General features: G+C 54.9%; 18 protein-coding genes. 7 read left to right on the forward strand and 11 right to left on the reverse strand.

Translation table 11 applies throughout. From position 1 onward, the window contains the following. Positions 1–207 precede the first annotated feature (207 nt). From ABVN44_RS16785 to ABVN44_RS16795, 3 genes are read left to right on the forward strand one after another with little or no spacing between them, the layout of a single operon-like run. Entirely contained in the window at positions 208–564 is a 357-nt protein-coding gene (locus ABVN44_RS16785; protein ID WP_000631923.1) for an ArsC family reductase, read from the forward strand. Positions 565–567: 3 nt separating this feature from the next. Beyond that, positions 568–1,695 carry a succinyl-diaminopimelate desuccinylase gene (gene dapE, locus ABVN44_RS16790; protein ID WP_001277822.1) on the forward strand — a complete coding sequence of 376 codons (1,128 nt, stop codon included), beginning with the start codon at positions 568–570 and terminating at the stop codon, positions 1,693–1,695. A gap of 27 nt (positions 1,696–1,722) precedes the next feature. Further along, on the forward strand, positions 1,723–1,923 hold the full coding sequence (locus tag ABVN44_RS16795; RefSeq protein ID WP_000383839.1) for a YpfN family protein: 201 nt from the start codon (positions 1,723–1,725) through the stop codon (positions 1,921–1,923). 26 nt (positions 1,924–1,949) lie between these two features. Here the strand turns inward: ABVN44_RS16795 and tmcA are convergent, their stop codons facing one another. From tmcA to dapA, 5 genes are all read right to left on the reverse strand, one after another. Beyond that, positions 1,950–3,968 (reverse strand): tRNA cytosine(34) acetyltransferase TmcA, encoded by a 2,019-nt coding sequence (gene tmcA / locus ABVN44_RS16800; RefSeq protein WP_023231929.1) that lies wholly within the window; start codon positions 3,966–3,968, stop codon positions 1,950–1,952. A gap of 15 nt (positions 3,969–3,983) precedes the next feature. Then, entirely contained in the window at positions 3,984–4,847 is an 864-nt protein-coding gene (locus tag ABVN44_RS16805; RefSeq protein WP_023231928.1) for a neutral zinc metallopeptidase, read from the reverse strand. 130 nt (positions 4,848–4,977) lie between these two features. Next, positions 4,978–5,691, reverse strand: coding sequence for a phosphoribosylaminoimidazolesuccinocarboxamide synthase (gene purC, locus ABVN44_RS16810; protein WP_001171630.1), 714 nt, complete (start codon positions 5,689–5,691; stop codon positions 4,978–4,980). A gap of 174 nt (positions 5,692–5,865) precedes the next feature. Then, a complete protein-coding gene (gene bamC / locus ABVN44_RS16815; protein ID WP_000331880.1) occupies positions 5,866–6,900 on the reverse strand; it encodes an outer membrane protein assembly factor BamC in 1,035 nt (344 codons plus the stop codon). Positions 6,901–6,916: 16 nt separating this feature from the next. Further along, positions 6,917–7,795: a 4-hydroxy-tetrahydrodipicolinate synthase gene (dapA, locus tag ABVN44_RS16820; protein WP_000494020.1), complete on the reverse strand. Its 879-nt coding sequence runs from the start codon at positions 7,793–7,795 to the stop codon at positions 6,917–6,919. Positions 7,796–7,940: 145 nt separating this feature from the next. On the opposite strand from dapA, the gene ABVN44_RS16825 reads away from it, so the two are divergent. Further along, positions 7,941–8,513: a glycine cleavage system transcriptional repressor gene (locus ABVN44_RS16825; protein WP_000189061.1), complete on the forward strand. Its 573-nt coding sequence runs from the start codon at positions 7,941–7,943 to the stop codon at positions 8,511–8,513. Next, positions 8,513–8,983: a thioredoxin-dependent thiol peroxidase gene (gene bcp / locus ABVN44_RS16830; protein WP_001068686.1), complete on the forward strand. Its 471-nt coding sequence runs from the start codon at positions 8,513–8,515 to the stop codon at positions 8,981–8,983. Before ABVN44_RS16825 ends, bcp begins: the two co-directional genes overlap by 1 nt. 46 nt (positions 8,984–9,029) lie before the next feature. Here bcp and ABVN44_RS16835 read toward each other — a convergent pair whose 3' ends face one another. From ABVN44_RS16835 to ABVN44_RS16850, 4 genes are all read right to left on the reverse strand, one after another. Then, positions 9,030–10,169 (reverse strand): glycerate kinase, encoded by a 1,140-nt coding sequence (locus ABVN44_RS16835; protein ID WP_000706368.1) that lies wholly within the window; start codon positions 10,167–10,169, stop codon positions 9,030–9,032. A 5-nt stretch (positions 10,170–10,174) separates the two neighbouring features. Then, a complete protein-coding gene (locus ABVN44_RS16840; protein WP_000200859.1) occupies positions 10,175–11,443 on the reverse strand; it encodes a GntP family permease in 1,269 nt (422 codons plus the stop codon). Positions 11,444–11,510: 67 nt separating this feature from the next. Further along, positions 11,511–12,698: a sugar diacid recognition domain-containing protein gene (locus ABVN44_RS16845; RefSeq protein ID WP_001533732.1), complete on the reverse strand. Its 1,188-nt coding sequence runs from the start codon at positions 12,696–12,698 to the stop codon at positions 11,511–11,513. 276 nt (positions 12,699–12,974) lie between these two features. Next, positions 12,975–14,042: an AI-2E family transporter gene (locus ABVN44_RS16850; protein ID WP_000892056.1), complete on the reverse strand. Its 1,068-nt coding sequence runs from the start codon at positions 14,040–14,042 to the stop codon at positions 12,975–12,977. A 207-nt stretch (positions 14,043–14,249) separates the two neighbouring features. On the opposite strand from ABVN44_RS16850, the gene bepA reads away from it, so the two are divergent. Together bepA and arsC are read left to right on the forward strand one after the other, a co-directional pair. Next, positions 14,250–15,713, forward strand: coding sequence for a beta-barrel assembly-enhancing protease (gene bepA / locus ABVN44_RS16855; RefSeq protein ID WP_000489630.1), 1,464 nt, complete (start codon positions 14,250–14,252; stop codon positions 15,711–15,713). 39 nt (positions 15,714–15,752) lie between these two features. Next, complete coding sequence (arsC, locus tag ABVN44_RS16860) at positions 15,753–16,112, forward strand: arsenate reductase (glutaredoxin) (RefSeq protein ID WP_000132650.1); 360 nt, start codon at positions 15,753–15,755, stop codon at positions 16,110–16,112. Positions 16,113–16,138: 26 nt separating this feature from the next. Here arsC and ABVN44_RS16865 read toward each other — a convergent pair whose 3' ends face one another. Then, positions 16,139–16,840, reverse strand: a complete 702-nt coding sequence (locus tag ABVN44_RS16865; RefSeq protein ID WP_061835882.1) for a DnaA inactivator Hda — start codon at positions 16,838–16,840, stop codon at positions 16,139–16,141. A gap of 94 nt (positions 16,841–16,934) precedes the next feature. Then, positions 16,935–18,224, reverse strand: coding sequence for a uracil permease (gene uraA / locus ABVN44_RS16870; RefSeq protein WP_000198335.1), 1,290 nt, complete (start codon positions 18,222–18,224; stop codon positions 16,935–16,937). Positions 18,225–18,273: the final 49 nt, after the last annotated feature.

Genomic DNA, 18,273 nt, shown 5'->3' on the forward strand with positions numbered 1-18,273 from the left:
CAATTGCATGTGCGCAAAATAGGATTTGTCCCGCGAATTATAAACAAGCCACATCTGGAACGTTTTGGAATCATTATTCACATTCACTCAACAATGTTATATTGATTGCCGATCAGCGCTGGATAAATAACCATTAACAGCCACACTTATTATCCCGCAGACGATACTATTGATTATTTATTCGAATTTCGCGTTAAAGGATTCAATATGATTACCCTCTATGGCATTAAGAATTGCGACACGATCAAAAAAGCGCGCCGTTGGCTGGAGGAGCATGGCATTGATTATCGTTTTCACGATTACCGTGTGGATGGCATAGACCTCCCTCTTCTTAATACCTTTATTGCCGAACTCGGCTGGCAGCCGTTACTGAATACGCGCGGCACAACATGGCGCAAACTGGATGAAGGCGACCGCAGCGGGATTACCGATGCCGACTCCGCCGCTGCTCTCATGGTTGAACAGCCGGCAATCATCAAACGCCCATTGCTCTGCGCGCCCGGGAAGCCTATGCTGCTTGGTTTCAGTGAATCCCGTTATCAGCAGTTTTTTGATGAGGTGTAGTCTATGTCGTGCCCGGTTATTGAGCTGACACAGCAACTTATTCGTCGCCCCTCCCTGAGTCCGGATGACGCAGGCTGTCAGGCATTAATGATTGAACGCCTGCGTAAAATCGGTTTTACCATTGAGCATATGGATTTTGGCGACACGCAAAATTTTTGGGCATGGCGTGGGCGTGGCGAAACGCTGGCGTTCGCCGGGCATACTGACGTCGTACCGGCTGGCGATGTCGATCGCTGGATCAATCCGCCGTTTGAGCCTACGATTCGCGACGGAATGTTGTTCGGTCGCGGCGCGGCGGATATGAAAGGTTCACTGGCGGCCATGGTGGTGGCTGCTGAACGTTTTGTTGCGCAGCATCCTCATCACCGGGGCCGCCTCGCATTTTTGATTACCTCTGATGAGGAAGCCAGCGCAAAAAATGGCACCGTAAAGGTGGTTGAAGCGCTGATGGCCCGTCACGAGCGGCTGGATTACTGTCTGGTCGGCGAACCTTCCAGTACTGAAATTGTGGGCGATGTCGTCAAAAACGGGCGTCGCGGTTCCCTCACCTGTAACCTCACTATTCATGGCGTTCAGGGGCACGTCGCCTATCCGCATCTGGCGGATAACCCTGTTCATCGCGCTGCGCCTTTTCTCAATGAACTGGTCGCTATCGAGTGGGATCGGGGCAATGACTTTTTCCCGGCCACCAGCATGCAGGTAGCCAATATCCAGGCAGGCACCGGCAGCAATAATGTCATTCCCGGTGAACTGTTCGTGCAGTTTAACTTCCGTTTCAGCACGGAACTGACCGATGAGATGATCAAAGAGCGGGTACATGCGCTGCTTGAGAAGCATCAGCTACGCTATACCGTAGACTGGTGGCTTTCCGGCCAGCCGTTCCTGACCGCACGCGGCAAGCTGGTGGACGCGGTGGTAAACGCCATTGAGCACTATAATGAAATTAAACCGCAATTACTGACGACGGGCGGTACGTCCGACGGACGTTTTATCGCCCGTATGGGAGCGCAGGTGGTAGAACTGGGGCCGGTGAACGCCACCATTCATAAAATTAATGAATGTGTGAATGCCGCCGATCTCCAGCTACTGGCCCGTATGTATCAACGCATTATGGAACAGCTCGTCGCCTGATGAGCGTTCCGGTAAGAGGAAATAAGCATGGACTGGCTGGCAAAATATTGGTGGATTCTGGTATTGGTGTTTCTGGTAGGCGTACTGCTGAATGTGATCAAAGATCTCAAACGCATCGACCATAAGAAATTCCTTGCCAATAAACCTGAGCTGCCCCCGCATCGCGATTTTAACGATAAGTGGGACGATGAAGACGACTGGCCGAAGAAAGATCAGCCGAAAAAGTAACCGGATATCATGCCGGACAGGTATCGCTATCCGGCATGGTCCCCACCGCCGGGCATTACGTCGCGCAAACGCTGCGTTCGTCCGGCATCCAGCGCAATCAGCGCCTGCGCCGCCTGCGCACGCTGCAACGCCAGCAGAGCTTTACGGCCTGAAATGCGTAGCCGGGCGCACAGTTCGGCATCGCTGGCTTTTTCCTCCAGCCGCCCTCTCAGCGCCGGTAATGGCAATGCGCTGTATTGCAGTAAACGATGCAGGCAACCTAACGATGTCAGTAGCGGACGGTGCGCGAACGCAAAACCGACCAGCTCACGCCAGTCTTCATCATTAAGCGCCTGTTCATCTAACGCCGCCAGCGGTATCGCCTCACCGTTCCACTGCGTCAGGATATCCGCATCGCGGCGCAAACGTCGGTGTTCCTGCTGCGCCAGCCGTTTTCCCGCGTCGCTCAGCGGTAATAACGCCATCGCCGTATAGCAACCGCTGCTCGCCTCCCGATGGTTGCCCATCCGTACCAGCACAAAGCCGCAGCGTTGCCAGAAACGCCACAGCTCCGGCGTATAGCCGAAGCTGACGGAAAGATAATCACACTGCGCCGCCTGCTCGCACGCGCAGGCAATCAACTGCTGACCGATGCCTTCGCGCTGGCGGGCGGGGTGCACCGCGATACGGCTTACGCGACGCCCGACCAGCGTCGCGGCTAAAGGGTCGCTACCGTGCGCCGCCAGCGACTGCGCCACCAGATTTCCACGCGGCCGCCGGAAACCGCCCCATACAGCGTGACTGAGTTCTGCGGATAACCCACCCTCTTCGACCAGCCAGAGGGCACCCGCCACACGGTTATTCGCCGTAGCCTGCAAGAAATGCTGTCCTGGCGCATCCATCATTCGGCGCAGATCCAGCGGCGAAGTACGATAGTGCGCCCCCGACAGTAATTGATACACAGACCTCGGCAACGCGGGCGTATTCACCCAGGCCTGTTGGTAAAACGCCGAGATTGCTATCGCGCCATGTGGCGCCTGCGCAAACGCTTCATCGTCGAATATCAGCGCCTCGCTGACGATATTTTCCAGCGGGCATTCTGGCGCCCAGCGGACAGGCTGACGAAGCGTGAAGCGGTGAAGCTGCGGAAAACGGGCGCAAAACTTAAGTAAAAAACCGCGTCCGGTGCCTTCGTAGCCCTGAACGGTGGTGGTGAGTAGTATGCGGGGAAAGCGCGAAACCAGTTGCAGCAGCAGCGGCGCGGGGATTGCCGCCGCCTCGTCAACCACCAGCCAGTCGGCTCTTGCCCCGCTCGCCAGCAACGCATCCGGCGCCATAAAGCAGAACCGCTCACCGGCAAACGCTGCCAGGATATCCGTTGCCGTTTTCGCCGGTGCGGTCACGATAGCCGTGCCCGCCATCCGGGAGATGAATTGCCCGGCCAGCGCCGATTTGCCGCGCCCACGGGGGGCAATCACCGTCGCCACGCCGGGCGGCATTTCACGTAAACGCGATAAGATAGCCGCCTGCTCCGGCTGCGGCTCGCCGGTGGCGGGTCGCCAGCGTCCACGGAAAGGATAAGATGGCCAGCAAAACGGCTGGCGCTGTCGCCAAAGCAGCGTTTGCGGATCGCGGGAAAGAGTCCGTTTAAGATGCTGTGCAAACTGCGGTGTAGGGATAGGCTGCGCGCAGTCGCTCCAGCGCAGTGAATCGGTATCAGGCCTGCTTTCCCACGTCTCGTACGGCGGCATCAGCAGAAGCAGCCAGCTTCCGGCCTGCAAGGTCCCGCTCAGAGCGGCAAACGCTGCGGCGTCAAAGCCCTGCCAGGCATCAAATATCGCATGACGGAATTCACGGCCCAGCAGCGTTTGTAACGCCTGTGGCGTACAGCGCGGCTGGGCGGGCGCGTCAGGCGCGACCCACAGCCAGTCACCGGGCAATACAGCGCGTATCGCCTCGGCCCGTTCCCGGCACCACGCCGCATCGCCGCTGATGACCAGTAAACGGCGAATACCTTCCTGTGTCATTTGCGACGTTAACGCCTGTAGCGCATCGATATCAGACATCCCTGCCCCGGTTTATCAAAAGTTTTTGCCAAACGTATTACATTGCGCCGGGTCGCCGCTGTCAAAGCCACGCTTAAACCAGCTGTAGCGCTGTTCTGAGGTGCCGTGGGTAAAACTATCCGGCACGACACGCCCCTGCCCCTGTTGCTGTAAGCGATCGTCGCCGATAGCCTGTGCGGCATTGAGCGCCTCTTCCAGATCGCCCGCCTCCAGTACGCCTTGCTGCTGCATACTGTGTCCCCACACGCCGGCAAAGCAATCCGCCTGTAGCTCCATGCGCACCGAAAGGCGATTCACCTCCGTTTGCGACGCGTTTTGCTGCAACTGGCGTACTTTCGGCTCAATACCTAACAGTTTTTGTACGTGGTGGCCGACTTCGTGGGCGATGACATAACCCTGAGCAAAATCACCGTCCGCGCCCAGCTTATTTTTCATATCATCGTAAAATGAGAGATCGATATAAACGGTGCCGTCCGCCGGGCAGTAAAACGGCCCCATCACGGACTGACCCGCACCACAGCCGGTGCGCGTCATACCACGGTACATCACCAGTTTTGGCTGCTGATAGCCGCGCCCCATTTTTTGAAAGAGTTGACCCCAGGTATCTTCGGTCGTCGCCAGAATCACCGAGGTAAATCTTGCCGCTTCATCATCATTGGGGCTTATCGAACGCGTCGACTGCTGCTGCGAAACCGGCTGGCCGGTCAACAGACCGGTTAAATCCACCCCATAGTACCCTGCGACCAACACCACCACCAACAGAATGATGCCGCCTTTCCCGCGCGGAAGACGAAAGCCTGGGCCACCCAGCGAGGGGCCGCCTGGCCGATTACGTCTGTCCTCTACATTGTTGCTTTCACGACGCCCTTGCCAGCGCATAATCACCTCATTCTCTCTTTGTTATACAGATGATCGTAGGCGGTCAGGCGCAGGATTACCACAGGTAAACGCTATCAGAATGAGGAAAGGATGATACCGGAGAGCGGTTGCCCCCCGGTCAGAAGCGGAATTAATCTAATTTCACGCCCAGTCGATGCGCGACGGCTTCATAGGCTTCAATCAGACCGCCCAGGCTCTGGCGGAAGCGGTCTTTGTCCATTTTGTCCAGCGTCTCTTTATCCCACAGGCGGCTGCCGTCCGGCGAAAACTCATCGCCCAGCACCACTTCGCCTTTATACAGGCCAAACTCCAGTTTGAAATCCACCAGGATAAGACCCGCGTCATCAAACAGTTTTTTCAGTACGTCGTTGGCTTTGTAGGTTAGCTCTTTCATACGCGCCAGATTTTCCTGACTTACCCAACCGAACGTTTCACAGTAGGAACTATTCACCATCGGGTCGTGCAGCGCGTCGTTTTTCAGGAACAGATCGAATATCGGCGGGTTAAGCTCCATGCCTTCTTCCACGCCCAGACGCTTGACCAGCGACCCAGCCGCACGGTTGCGCACCACACATTCAACCGGCACCATCTCCAGCTTCTTCACCAGACACTCGGTATCAGACAGCAAACGTTCCATCTGGGTCGGGATGCCCGCCTCGGCCAGTTTGGTCATAATGAAATGGTTGAATTTGTTATTTACCATGCCCTTGCGATCAAACTGTTCAATGCGCGCGCCATCCCCTGCTGACGTATCATTGCGGAATTCGAGCACCAACAGGTCCGGGTTTTCCGTGCTGTATACGGTTTTCGCTTTACCACGATACAACTCAGCTTGCTTTTGCATCTTTAACACTCCTGGGTGTGAATTAACGATAAGTATTCATTTCCTGCTACGCCTGCCGGAGACGTCGGCCTGTAATTGTGGTGCGAAATAGCGGTTAAATCGCGTTTTTGTACCGACGCACACGTTTGCGTATCTTATCAGAAAAAAGGGCCGGATTACTCCAGCCCTGTTAAATTACTTGTTGAACGCTGCCTGGAAGACGGCAACCAGCGCGTCGTTCTGGCTTTGCGTCAGAGTATGCCCCTTAGGATCGATAAACTGCAAGCTGCTGCGGTTATCTAAATCGCCGACCTGCAATTTATAGTCTCCGGATGCCAGGCCCGGGTCGCTAGCGCCCAGATCCCGCCAGTCGCTGTCAGACAACGGTTTGTACGTTACCGCCATGCTGCCCTGAGAGCGAGTGCTGTCGGTGACTTTCATGCCCACTTTTTCCAGCGCGGCCGGGAGGCGCTGCCACACGAGGTTGAACGGACCGCGAACGACCAGCATAGGTAAACCGGTATCATCAGCGGCGCTCTGCACATCCATCGTTGCGGCGGAACGGTTCTGCGCGGCATTTGCCGCATCCGTAGCGGTCTTATCCAGACCGGCGGAAATGACGTTCATCATTTCCGTGCTATAGCGCTGCAGCGACGCCGCGTCAGCGACCGGCTTGCCAGCCTGTTCCAGATTAACCAGTTTTACCGTTACCGCCTGCTGATAGCCCTGCGGCTTCACCGAGATTTGATAACGTCCACGATACTGTTCGTCTTCATCCAGGCGGTTCCAGCTCACCCAATCGGTCGTCAGGGTCTGGCTGGCATCGTCACGTTTTTCAATCGGATAATTTTTCGCCTGAATCACGCTGACGACTTGCGGCCACAGCGTGCTGCTCCGGCCATTCTCCACCAATAGCGTAGCGGTATCGCCAGAGAACTGGGTACGCGCGCCGCTCACTAACGCTAACGGCTGCGCTGGCGGACGGATATCCAACGCCTTACCAACCGCGCCGCTCCCCTTCGTGACCGGAATAACGTAGTCGCCGGTCGTTATCGGCAGGATCATTCCTGCCGGGGCGTGAAGTTCAGCAAGCGGCGCGGCATCCAGATAGGATTCATCGCCGCTTACCTGGCGCTTGTAGCGCGAATCGGAACTACAGGCAGCGAGCAGCAAAACAAGCGAAACACCCGCAACCTTCGCCAGGCGCGACTTTTGTACTGAGTAAGCCATCAAATCTCCCTAAACTTTACAGCAGGCCAGCATGCTGAAGCGCTGCTTTGACGATGTCACGACCATGGTCCGTGATAGGCGTCATTGGCAGGCGCAGCGTGTCGGTCGCCACAAGACCCAATGCCTTACATGCCCATTTCACCGGGATAGGATTGGGTTCGACAAATAGTTTGTTGTGTAACGGCATCAGACGCTGGTTGATAGCGCGCGCCTCGGCAAATTGCCCTTCCGCCGCCAGTTTGCACATGTCAGCCATCTCGCGCGCCGCTACGTTAGCCGTAACGGAAATCACGCCATGACCACCCAGTTGCATAAAGTCCAGCGCAGACGCGTCATCGCCGCTAAGCAGAATAAAATCGTCTGAAACCAGCTCTTTGATCTGGTGAACGCGGGTTAAGTTCCCTGTCGCCTCTTTGATAGCGATAATATTTTTTATTTCCGCCAGACGACCCACGGTTTCCGGCAACATGTCGCAACCGGTACGGGACGGCACATTATACAGAATTTGCGGCAAGTCAGTGTGTTCCGCGATGGCTTTGAAATGCTGGAACAAACCTTCCTGCGTGGGGCGATTGTAGTACGGCGTTACCGTCAGGCAGCCTACAATACCGCTATCGTTAAAACGCTGCGTCAGGCTAATCGCTTCCGCGGTCGCGTTTGCGCCCGTGCCGGCGATAACCGGAATACGTCCGTCAGCCAGTTCCAGCGTCATCATCACGACATCGCCATGTTCATCATGGCTTAGCGTGGCAGACTCGCCGGTGGTGCCAACCGAAACAATCGCCGAGGTACCGTTGGCGACATGATAATCAATGAGTTTTTTCAGGCAAGACCTACTGACGTTACCTTTCTCATCCATCGGCGTAACAAGCGCGACAATACTTCCCGTGAACATGGGCCATCCTCTGTGCAAACAAGTCTCTCAATGGTACGTTTGGTATGGCAATAAAAGCAAGCGACCAAAGCCGTTCTGATTGTTGTATGCAGGTTTTTTTTATGGTTTCCTTAAGATTACCTCACCGCTCAAAGGAATAACTGGTTTGACACCGTCATCACAACACTATTTGGTTATCACTGCGCTGGGCGCCGACAGGCCCGGTATTGTGAATACCATTACTCGCCATGTCAGCAGTTGCGGCTGTAATATCGAAGACAGCCGACTGGCGATGCTGGGCGATGAATTCACGTTTATTATGCTGTTGTCCGGCACGTGGAACGCGATTACCTTGATTGAATCGACATTGCCGTTAAAAGGCGCGGAGCTGGATCTGCTGATTGTGATGAAACGGACGTCCGACCGCCCCCGCCCGGCAATGCCCGCGACGGTATGGGTTCAGGTTGAGGTCGCCGACTCCCCGCATTTAATTGAGCGATTCACCGCGCTGTTTAATAGTCATGAAATGAATATTGCGGAGCTGGTCTCCCGCACGCAGCCGGCTGAAGGTGATAAAGCTGCGCAATTATTTATTCAAATCACCGCACATAGCCCGGCGTCGCAAAATTCCGCAAATATTGAGCAAGCCTTTAAAGCACTATGTACAGAACTCAATGCGCAAGGCAGTATAAACGTCGTCAATTACTCACAACATGATGAACAGGATGGAGTTAAGTAATGAATCCACTGAAAGCCGGTGATATCGCACCGAAATTTAGCTTGCCGGATCAAGACGGGGAACAAGTAAATTTGACCGACTTCCAGGGACAGCGCGTTCTGGTTTATTTCTACCCAAAAGCCATGACACCCGGCTGTACCGTGCAGGCCTGCGGCTTACGCGATAACATGGACGAGCTCAAAAAAGCAGGCGTGGACGTGCTGGGCATCAGCACCGATAAACCTGAAAAACTCTCCCGTTTCGCTGAAAAAGAGCTGCTGAACTTTACCCTTTTGTCCGATGAAAACCATCAGGTGTGTGAACAGTTCGGCGTCTGGGGCGAAAAGTCGTTTATGGGCAAAACGTATGACGGCATTCACCGCATCAGCTTTTTGATTGACGCTGATGGTAAGATTGAACACGTCTTTAATGATTTTAAAACCAGCAATCACCATGATGTGGTGCTGAACTGGCTGAAAGAAAACGCGTAAAAGCCTCAGGCCGCGCTGATGCGCGGCCTGGAAAGGGAATGCGCCGTCAGGCTTGCCGCGCCAGACGCCATATCGCCGCCACATTGCGCGCCGACAGGCTCAGGTTATATTCCGCCTCGTGTAAGGCTTCCGGCAGCGTAACGATATGCGACAAAATCGATAGCGCCGCATCGATACCCTGCTGATACACAACGTGATGATCGTGTTGCAGCCCACCGGCGAGCGCGATAACCGGTTTATGATACCGCTTCGCCACTCTGGCGACGCCAATCGGCGTCTTGCCGCAAATACTTTGGCTGTCCAGCCGCCCTTCTCCGGTAATCACCAGATCGGCATCTTTAACCGCCTGCTCAAGCTGTAGCGTTTCCACGACAATCTCTACGCCGGCGCGTAATTCCGCATTGAGCAACCCTAAAAGCGCGGCGCCCATTCCGCCTGCCGCGCCCGCGCCGGGAGCGTTAATCACCTCACGCCCCGTAGCCTGATAAATATGTCGGCCCCAGTTTTCCAGCGCCGCGTCCAGGGTGTTCACCATTTCCGCTGTCGCCCCTTTTTGTGGGCCAAAGATGGCCGATGCGCCCTGGGGACCACACAACGGATTGTTGACATCACACGCCACGGTTATCGATACCTTACGCAGCAATGGGTGACAACCGGACAAATCGATAGACGCCAGCGCCGCCAGCGCCTCGCCGCCTGGAGAAAGCGAGCGCCCCTGTTTATCGCGCAATATAACGCCAAGCGCCTGCATCATCCCCGCGCCGCCGTCATTCGTCGCACTGCCGCCAATTCCCAGAATAATACGCTTTACGCCACGCTCCAGCGCCGCGACGATTAACTCGCCGGTGCCGTAGCTGGTGGTATTAAGCGGGTTGCGCAATTCAGGCGAAACGTGATGCAGTCCGGATGCCGCCGCCATTTCAATCACGGCGGTATCGCTATCGCCCAGCATTCCCCAGCGCGCGGCCACCGGTTGCCCAAGCGGGCCTTGTACCCACTGGTCAACATAACGCCCGCCGCTGGCCTCCACCATTGATTGTACGGTTCCTTCCCCGCCATCCGCCATGGGCACTTTAATGTAGTCGGCGTCAGGATAAATTTCGCGGAACCCCTTTTCTATCGCCTCAGCGACCGCCATTGCGGACAAACTTTCTTTAAATGAATCAGGAGCAATAACAATTTTCATAGGGATTATCCTGCAAAACCAAAGAAACCGAACATCAGAGTAGAAATAAAGGTAATGGCTAACCCCACCAGCGTTTCATACGGCATTAGCTTTAAACGTTCATGAATTTGCATATTGACGCTGCCGCCCGTCGCGTGGAAAAAGCTGCCGTGCGGCAGATGGTCCAGCACCGTGGCGCCCGCATGGATCATAGCGGCTCCCGCCAGGGCGGAAACGCCAAGTTCAAGTAACGTGGGAGAGAAAACGCCGGACGCCACCGCCGTTCCCGCTGTGGTTGAGGCCGTCGCCATTGACATCATGGCGCCAGACACGGGCGCCAGCAGCCAGGATGGCAATCCCGAAGCGGTGAGGCCATGAATCAGGACATCTTTAAGTTCGGAATTAGCGATAATGCCGGCCAGCGTACCGGTTCCCAGCAACATAATAGCGACAGGCGCCATACGCATCAGACCGGCGACCATGTACTGGTTACAGTGGCGCGCGCGTCCCATCAACAGCAGACCGACCAATCCCCCTACGGGCAGGGCAATTAACGGGTCAATGGAAATGCCGGCAAACGGACGGAGAGAAAGCAGGAAAATAGCGACCAGCGGCGCGCTAATCGCCACCAGAAAGCCGGGTCTGGCGACGGAGTCATCATGGTGAGTCACTTCATGATCGGCGACGCCCGCGCCTTTATTATTCAGCCGTTTCGCTAACAGATAGGCGATAATAAGCCCAACGATGCCCGGAACCACGCCCGCCAGCATAATAGAGGTAAGAGGAACATGAAACGCATCAGAGGCGGCAATAGCGTTCGGGTTGGGTGACATCACGTTACCCGCTTTGCCGCCGCCAACCATCGCCAGCAGAATAGCGCTTTTTGACAGGCCTGCATTACGCGCAATCGACAGCGCAATCGGCGCGACGGTAATCACCGCCACATCAATAAATACGCCGACGGCGGTCAAACATAGTGTGGCAATGGCTAATGCCAATAATGCCCGGGTTTCCCCCACTTTGCGGACAATCGTCTCAGCAATCGTATTCGCCGCCCCGGACTCAATTAATACGCCCGCCAGTACGCCTGCGGCCAGAATACGCAATACGGCATTAACGATGCCCTGCGCGCCTGACACCATCAGCGACACGGTTTGCAGAAGATCGGCGCCGCCAATCAAACCGCCGACCAGCGCGCCCGCCATCATGCCGTAGGCTGGCGACACTTTTCTTAAAATTAATACGATGGCCACAACCAATGCGGCAATGGCTCCCAGGGTGGATATCGACGTCATATACTGCGCCTCCTTTAACATGGAGCGCGCAGTATGGAAAAACCCGCCTAAAAATCCGCTGGAGCTTTCAACAAATTTCGATTCGACCTGGCAGCGGTAACTTGTCGGACGGTACAGATTCGGCCTGGAGCTCCATACCGATATAAAGCCAAAGCGTACTTTTTAACTCATTGATTTTTATGTGCGTAATATCCTCACAGCGCTGTAAGCGATAGCGCAATGTATTCACATGAATATGCAATGCTTTGGCCGTTTGCGTCAGGTCACAATTATGTTCAAACCAGGTCCGCAGCGTCTGTTGCAATACGCCTTTCGCGTCATGTTGCGCCAGTTGTAGCCACAGACGCGATAACTCCTGCACTTGCCAACTTTCAGACAGCCCGCTTAGCAGCGCGGGAAGCGCGTGGTCATGATAAAAAATATACTGGCTGCGCAGCTTTTGTCTTTTCGCCATCGCCTGCGTGGCTCTCGCTGTGAGCAAAGATCGGTGCAATCCCGTCTCGCCGGCAAAATAGCCCCCAACCAAAATACGGCTAAAGCCCGATGATGCAGCCCATGATTTAAAAATCTGCAATTCCCCCATTTCCTGGCGGGTATTCCACTTTCCCTCTTTTAACGTGATAGGCTTAATAATGATTAATTCATTAAATTCGGTAAACGTCACCAAATGGTTGCGCGCGTGATTCTCGAAATAATCCATTACATTGCGCAGCGCTTCGCGATCCGGCTGGGAAAGTTCAATAATCAGCACCACTCTGGGAACCGCCAGATCAATGCCCAGATAGGCCGCCATAGAGCGCAACGACTCTGTTGAATTTTCTCGCAAAATCAATTGGTTGATCAGCTCTTCGCGATAGCGTTTATCCCACTGTCGCTGTTCGATCAGCACCATATGCTCGATCACCAGCTCCGCCGCCATTTTAACCAGCTCGGCATACGCGCGAACCTCCTCCGGTTCGCCGGTAATGCCGACCACGCCGATAAGCTGTTCATGAAAAGAGATGGGAAGATTAATGCCGGATCGCACGCCTTTTAGCTGATTGGCGGTAGCGGAATCAATTTCTACAATACGGTTTTCCTTCAGCGCCAGAATGGCCCCTTCATGACGCTGGCGAAGCCGCGAAGGTTCGCCAGACGCGATAATGACGCCATGTTCATCCATGACGTTTACCGAGTAAGGAATAATTTTCATGGCTCGCTGTACAATTTGCCGCGCGGTATACCCTTTCAAGTAATGTTTTCTCAACACACTCATTCCCTGTTTCGTTATCGCTTCACATTAAAAAAACAATCTCGCATCAATGATGTCACTTATTAACGAATTTCTCAGAAGAATGCTTAGGCTAAGTCACCAAATTTTGGCGGCTTTACAGCGAGAGTTTTGTAGGTTCCGACAATAAAAATGCCGCAACACGGTGCGGCATTAAAAAAAAGAGCGGCTTTCTAAGCGCTTGTCCCTCATCAGGCGTGCGCAAAATGGCGGCAGGGCACTATGATGTCGTTCACGCTTTACAACTTTTGTACAGACCGCTCAGGATGAGGCATCCGTCACCTGACCATCCGGCCAGGCATGGACAACGGCTTTAATCAGCGTCGCCAATGGAATGGCGAAAAACACCCCCCAGAATCCCCACAGACCGCCGAAAATCACCACTGACAGAATAATCACCAGCGGATGCAAATTCACCGCTTCGGAGAAAAGTACCGGTACCAGCAAATTGCCATCCAGCGCCTGAATAATCAGATAAACGGCAAAACAGCTCCAGAATTCCGTCCCCAGACCAAACTGAAACAGCGCGACGCCCACCACCGGAATTGTCACCACAAAGGCGCCGATATAGGGGATCAGGACCGAAAAGCCCACCAGTACCGCCAGCAGCAGCGAATAGTTGAGGCCAAACAGCAAAAAGCCCAGCCAGGTCGCCACGCCCACCACCACCATCTCCAGCACTTTTCCGCGGATATAGTTGGTGATCTGCTGATTCATCTCATTCCACACCTGCCCCGCCAGCCCGCGATTACGCGGCAGCACGCGGCGCACGGCATTCAGCATCTGCTCTTTATCTTTTACCAGGAAAAAGACCATCAGCGGCACCAGCACCAGATATACCGCCAGCGTCAGTAGCCCGACTAACGACGCCAGCGAATACTTCACCACCGAATCGCCCATGTTAAGCATCCGGGTACGCATGTTTTCCGCCATCGCATCAATAATGCCCGCATCCATCAGCGCCGGATAGCGTCGCGGCAAGGTCGCGGCGAAATCGGACAGTTTATTCAGCATACCGGGCATATCACGAATCAGGTAAATACCCTGCTGCCAGGCAATCGGCATCACCACAAAGGCCATTAATAACAGAATGCCGACAAAGAGGATAAGGACAATGGAGGCTGCCCAGCGCCGGGAACAGCCAATCGCCTGCAGGCGCGCCGTCGGCCACTCCAGCAGGTAGGCCAGTACGATTGCGACCAGCAGCGGCGCTAACAGGCCGCTAAAGAAAAAGAGGATGCTAAAACCAGCCACCAGAATGACCAGCAAGGCAATCGCCTCCGGGTCGCTGAAGCGACGGCGATACCATTGCATTAACATTTCGAGCATAAAACCCTTCCCAGAACTCAACTGCGGGATTGTGATGCCGAATTGTATCGAAATGTCACAAAAAAGACTTCGCTTTTTATCGTTGATTCAGGAAACTAAAATAGTGAGTCTGTGCTCATCACAGTTACACTTATGAAGTGTCGGAGCGTGGAACGATATTTCACGACGTTGGTCAAAGGGCTATCTCAAAACAACAGGATAGAGGTTATGTTCAGGCAGTTGAAAAAAAACCTGGTGGCAACCCTCATTGCAGCATTGGCTCTCGGTCAGGTCGCGCCCGCATTTGCCGACCCTGCCGACACGCTGCCCGATATGGGAACCTCGGCAGGAAGCACGCTTTCTATCGGACAAGAGATGCAAATGGGCGACTTTTATGTACGCCAGCTACGCGGTAGCGCGCCGTTAATCAACGATCCGCTGCTGGTGCAATACATTAACGCGCTGGGGATGCGTCTGGTCTCGCACGCCGACTCCGTCAAAACGCCCTTCCATTTTTTCTTGATCAATAATGACGAAATCAACGCGTTCGCGTTCTTTGGCGGCAATGTGGTGCTGCACTCGGCGCTTTTTCGCTACGCGGATAACGAAAGCCAGCTAGCTTCAGTCATGGCGCATGAAATCTCCCACGTGACGCAGCGCCACCTGGCGCGCGCGATGGAAGATCAAAAGCGCAGCGCGCCGCTTACCTGGGTGGGCGCGCTGGGTTCCATTTTGCTGGCCATGGCCAGCCCACAGGCCGGTATGGCGGCGCTAACCGGTACTCTGGCGGGAACGCGCCAGGGAATGATAAGTTTCACCCAGCAAAATGAGCAAGAAGCCGACCGTATTGGTATTCAGGTACTGCAACGCGCCGGATTTGACCCACAGGCGATGCCCTCTTTCCTCGAAAAACTGCTCGACCAGGCGCGTTACTCCACGCGTCCGCCTGAAATTTTGCTCACTCACCCCTTACCGGAAAGCCGCCTTGCGGATGCCCGCAACCGTGCCAACCAGATGCGCCCGGTCGTGGTGCAATCTTCCGCCGACTTTTATTTCGCCAAAGCGCGCGCCCTGGGAATGTACAATTCCGGACGTAACCAGCTCACCAGCGACCTGCTGGATCAGTGGTCTAAAGGCAACGTGCGTCAGCAACATGCGGCGCAATATGGCCGGGCGTTGCAGGCGATGGAAGCGAGCAAGTACGATGAAGCGCGCAAAACGTTGCAGCCGCTGTTAAGCGCAGAACCGAACAATGCCTGGTATCTTGACCTCGCCACCGATATTGACCTCGGGCAGAAAAGAGCCAACGACGCGATTAATCGCCTGAAAAATGCCCGCGATCTGCGCGTTAATCCTGTGCTGCAGTTAAACCTCGCCAATGCGTACCTCCAGGGAGGCCAGCCAAAAGCGGCGGAAACCATTCTGAATCGCTACACCTTTAGCCATAAAGATGACGGTAACGGCTGGGATCTGCTTGCTCAGGCCGAAGCCGCGCTGAACAACCGCGATCAGGAGCTGGCGGCGCGCGCTGAAAGTTATGCGCTGGCGGGACGACTGGATCAGGCAATTTCACTGCTCAGTAGCGCCAGCGCCCAGGCAAAACTGGGTAGCCAGCAACAGGCGCGTTACGATGCGCGTATCGACCAGTTGCGCCAGTTACAGGAACGCTTCAAGCCATACACGAAAATGTAATCGCCGTTTATTAGCCGGATGGCGTCACAAGGAGAACTCATGACCGACACGATTAAAATCTACCATAACCCGCGCTGCTCGAAGAGCCGCGACACGCTGAACCTGCTGAAATCTAACGGCGTGGAACCGGAAGTGGTGCTTTATCTGGATACGCCCGCCGACGCCGCCACCGTGCGTGAACTGCTGCGTATGTTGGGCATGTCCAGCGCGCGCGAACTGATGCGCCAGAAAGAAGATCTCTATAAGACGCTTCACCTGGCGGACAGCCAGCTGAGTGAAGAGGCGTTAATCCAGGCGCTGGTTGAACACCCTAAACTGATGGAGCGCCCCATTGTGGTGGCAAATGGTCAGGCGCGCATTGGCCGACCGCCTGAGCAGGTGCTGGACATCCTCGGTTAACCGTTGAACGCCGCCGTCGCGGCGTATTACAGTTTCAGGATCTCTTTGACAAACGGGATCGTCAGTTTTCGCTGGGCAGTGATCGACGCATGATCGAGCTGATCCAGCGTCATAAACAGCGTACGCATTTCGCGATCAAGACGTTTGAGTAAAAACCGCCCGACATCTTCCGGCAGTTCAAACCCCCGTAACCGGGCGCGCAACTGTAGCGCCTGAAGTTTGTCTTCATCGGAAAGAGGCTGGAGTTTATAGATTTGCCCCCAGTCCAGACGGGAAGCGAGATCGGGCAAGCCCAGATTTAACTGTCTTGGCGGACGATCGCCGGTGATCAATAACCGCGTCTTACCGGACTCCAGAATGCGGTTATAGAGATCAAAGATCGCCATCTCCCACAGTTCATCGCCAGCGACACACTCAATGTTATCAATACACACCAGCGAGAGGTGTTCCATACCGTCGAGCACTTCCGGCACGAACCAGGTACGTTTATCGAGCGGGACGTAGCCTACCGCATCTCCACGCTGCGACAATTCAGCGCAGGCGGCGTGCAGTAAATGGCTGCGGCCCGCGCCTTCACGCGCCCAAAGGTAGATATATCCACTATGTTCCTGGCGCAACACGTTTTGTAACGCGGCCAGTAGAGAGGCGTTATCCCCCGGCCAGAAACTTGCGAAAGTTTCGTCGTCAGGAAGATAAAGTGGCAAAGAGAGCTGTGCCGGTGTGTTCAGAGATACCTCAACCCAGGATGACATAAAATCGCGCTGAGTTTACCACATAATTCCCTTGAGATAGAACCGGGCAGCATCGCTGCCCGGCAACCCGTTACTGATGCGGAGGCTCCGCATCATTTGCCTCCAGTACCACTTCTTCCGGACGCAACAGGCTAATCAGTTTAAAAATCAGGCTCAGGCAAATCCCGACGATGGTCGCCAGCGCCATCCCTTTCAATTCTGCCGCGCCGATATGCACTTTCGCGCCGCTCACGCCGATGATCAAAATCACCGAGGTGAGGATCAGGTTTTGCGCTTTGTTGTAGTCGACTTTCGATTCGATCAATACGCGAATCCCCGACGCGCCGATAACGCCGTACAACAGCAGCGAGACGCCGCCCATCACGGGTAACGGGATAATCTGAATCGCCGCCGCCAGTTTGCCAACGCAGGAAAGCAGAATGGCGAAAATCGCCGCGCCGCCGATAACCCAGGTACTGTAAACGCGGGTGATCGCCATGACGCCAATATTTTCCCCATAGGTAGTATTCGGCGTGGAGCCGAAGAAACCGGAAATGATCGTCGACAGTCCGTTAGCGAACATCGAGCGGTGCAAACCGGGATCGCGCACTAAATCTTTTTTGACGATATTCGCCGTCACCACCAGATGACCGACATGCTCGGCAATCACGACCAACGCCGCGGGCAGAATCGTCAGGATCGCGAACCATTCAAAACGCGGCGTATAGAAAGTCGGTAGCGCAAACCAGTGCGCCTGGGCAATCGGCGTGGTATCGACCACTCCCAGCGCGAATGACAGCGCATAGCCCGCCAGCACGCCGATCAAAATCGGAATGATCGCCAGGAAACCGCGAAACAGTACGGAGCCGAACACCGTCACCGCCAGCGTGACCATGGAGATGATAATTGTTTTCGTGTCCGGCGACTGCCCTTGCGCAGGCAGCAATCCGGCCATCCCCGCCGCGACGCCAGCCAGCTCCAGACCGATGACGGCAACGATTGCGCCCATTGCCGCAGGCGGGAACATCACATCCAGCCAGCCGGTGCCCGCTTTTTTAACGATGAAAGAGACCAGACAGAACAGCACGCCGCACATAATAAAACCGCCCAGCGCCACTTCATAACCCAGCGGCAACAACAGTAATACCGGGGAAATAAAGGCAAAGCTCGATCCGAGGTAGGCCGGAATTTTACCTTTGCAGATAAAGAGATACAGCAGCGTTCCGATACCGTTAAACAGCAGCACCGTCGCGGGGTTGATATGAAACAGAACTGGCACCAGCACGGTCGCGCCAAACATGGCGAAAAGGTGCTGTAAACTAAGCGGGATTGTCTGTAAAAGCGGCGGTCTTTCACTCACCCCGATAGCACGGCGCGTCATAGTGTTTTCCTCTAAGTGTGTTTGTTATGAGTGGTTTTATTCAAAAAAA

Source organism: Salmonella sp. SJTUF15570 (assembly GCF_043357055.1).
GTDB classification, from domain to species: Bacteria; Pseudomonadota; Gammaproteobacteria; order Enterobacterales; family Enterobacteriaceae; genus Salmonella; species Salmonella enterica.

Coding starts and splice junctions, on each gene's coding strand:
- ABVN44_RS16785 (WP_000631923.1), top strand. CDS start 208: ATGATTACCCTCTATGGCATTAAGAATTGCGACACGATCAAAAAAGCG.
- dapE (WP_001277822.1), top strand. CDS start 568: ATGTCGTGCCCGGTTATTGAGCTGACACAGCAACTTATTCGTCGCCCC.
- ABVN44_RS16795 (WP_000383839.1), top strand. CDS start 1,723: ATGGACTGGCTGGCAAAATATTGGTGGATTCTGGTATTGGTGTTTCTG.
- tmcA (WP_023231929.1), bottom strand. CDS start 3,968: ATGTCTGATATCGATGCGCTACAGGCGTTAACGTCGCAAATGACACAG.
- ABVN44_RS16805 (WP_023231928.1), bottom strand. CDS start 4,847: ATGCGCTGGCAAGGGCGTCGTGAAAGCAACAATGTAGAGGACAGACGT.
- purC (WP_001171630.1), bottom strand. CDS start 5,691: ATGCAAAAGCAAGCTGAGTTGTATCGTGGTAAAGCGAAAACCGTATAC.
- bamC (WP_000331880.1), bottom strand. CDS start 6,900: ATGGCTTACTCAGTACAAAAGTCGCGCCTGGCGAAGGTTGCGGGTGTT.
- dapA (WP_000494020.1), bottom strand. CDS start 7,795: ATGTTCACGGGAAGTATTGTCGCGCTTGTTACGCCGATGGATGAGAAA.
- bcp (WP_001068686.1), top strand. CDS start 8,513: ATGAATCCACTGAAAGCCGGTGATATCGCACCGAAATTTAGCTTGCCG.
- ABVN44_RS16835 (WP_000706368.1), bottom strand. CDS start 10,169: ATGAAAATTGTTATTGCTCCTGATTCATTTAAAGAAAGTTTGTCCGCA.
- ABVN44_RS16840 (WP_000200859.1), bottom strand. CDS start 11,443: ATGACGTCGATATCCACCCTGGGAGCCATTGCCGCATTGGTTGTGGCC.
- ABVN44_RS16845 (WP_001533732.1), bottom strand. CDS start 12,698: ATGAGTGTGTTGAGAAAACATTACTTGAAAGGGTATACCGCGCGGCAA.
- ABVN44_RS16850 (WP_000892056.1), bottom strand. CDS start 14,042: ATGCTCGAAATGTTAATGCAATGGTATCGCCGTCGCTTCAGCGACCCG.
- bepA (WP_000489630.1), top strand. CDS start 14,250: ATGTTCAGGCAGTTGAAAAAAAACCTGGTGGCAACCCTCATTGCAGCA.
- arsC (WP_000132650.1), top strand. CDS start 15,753: ATGACCGACACGATTAAAATCTACCATAACCCGCGCTGCTCGAAGAGC.
- uraA (WP_000198335.1), bottom strand. CDS start 18,224: ATGACGCGCCGTGCTATCGGGGTGAGTGAAAGACCGCCGCTTTTACAG.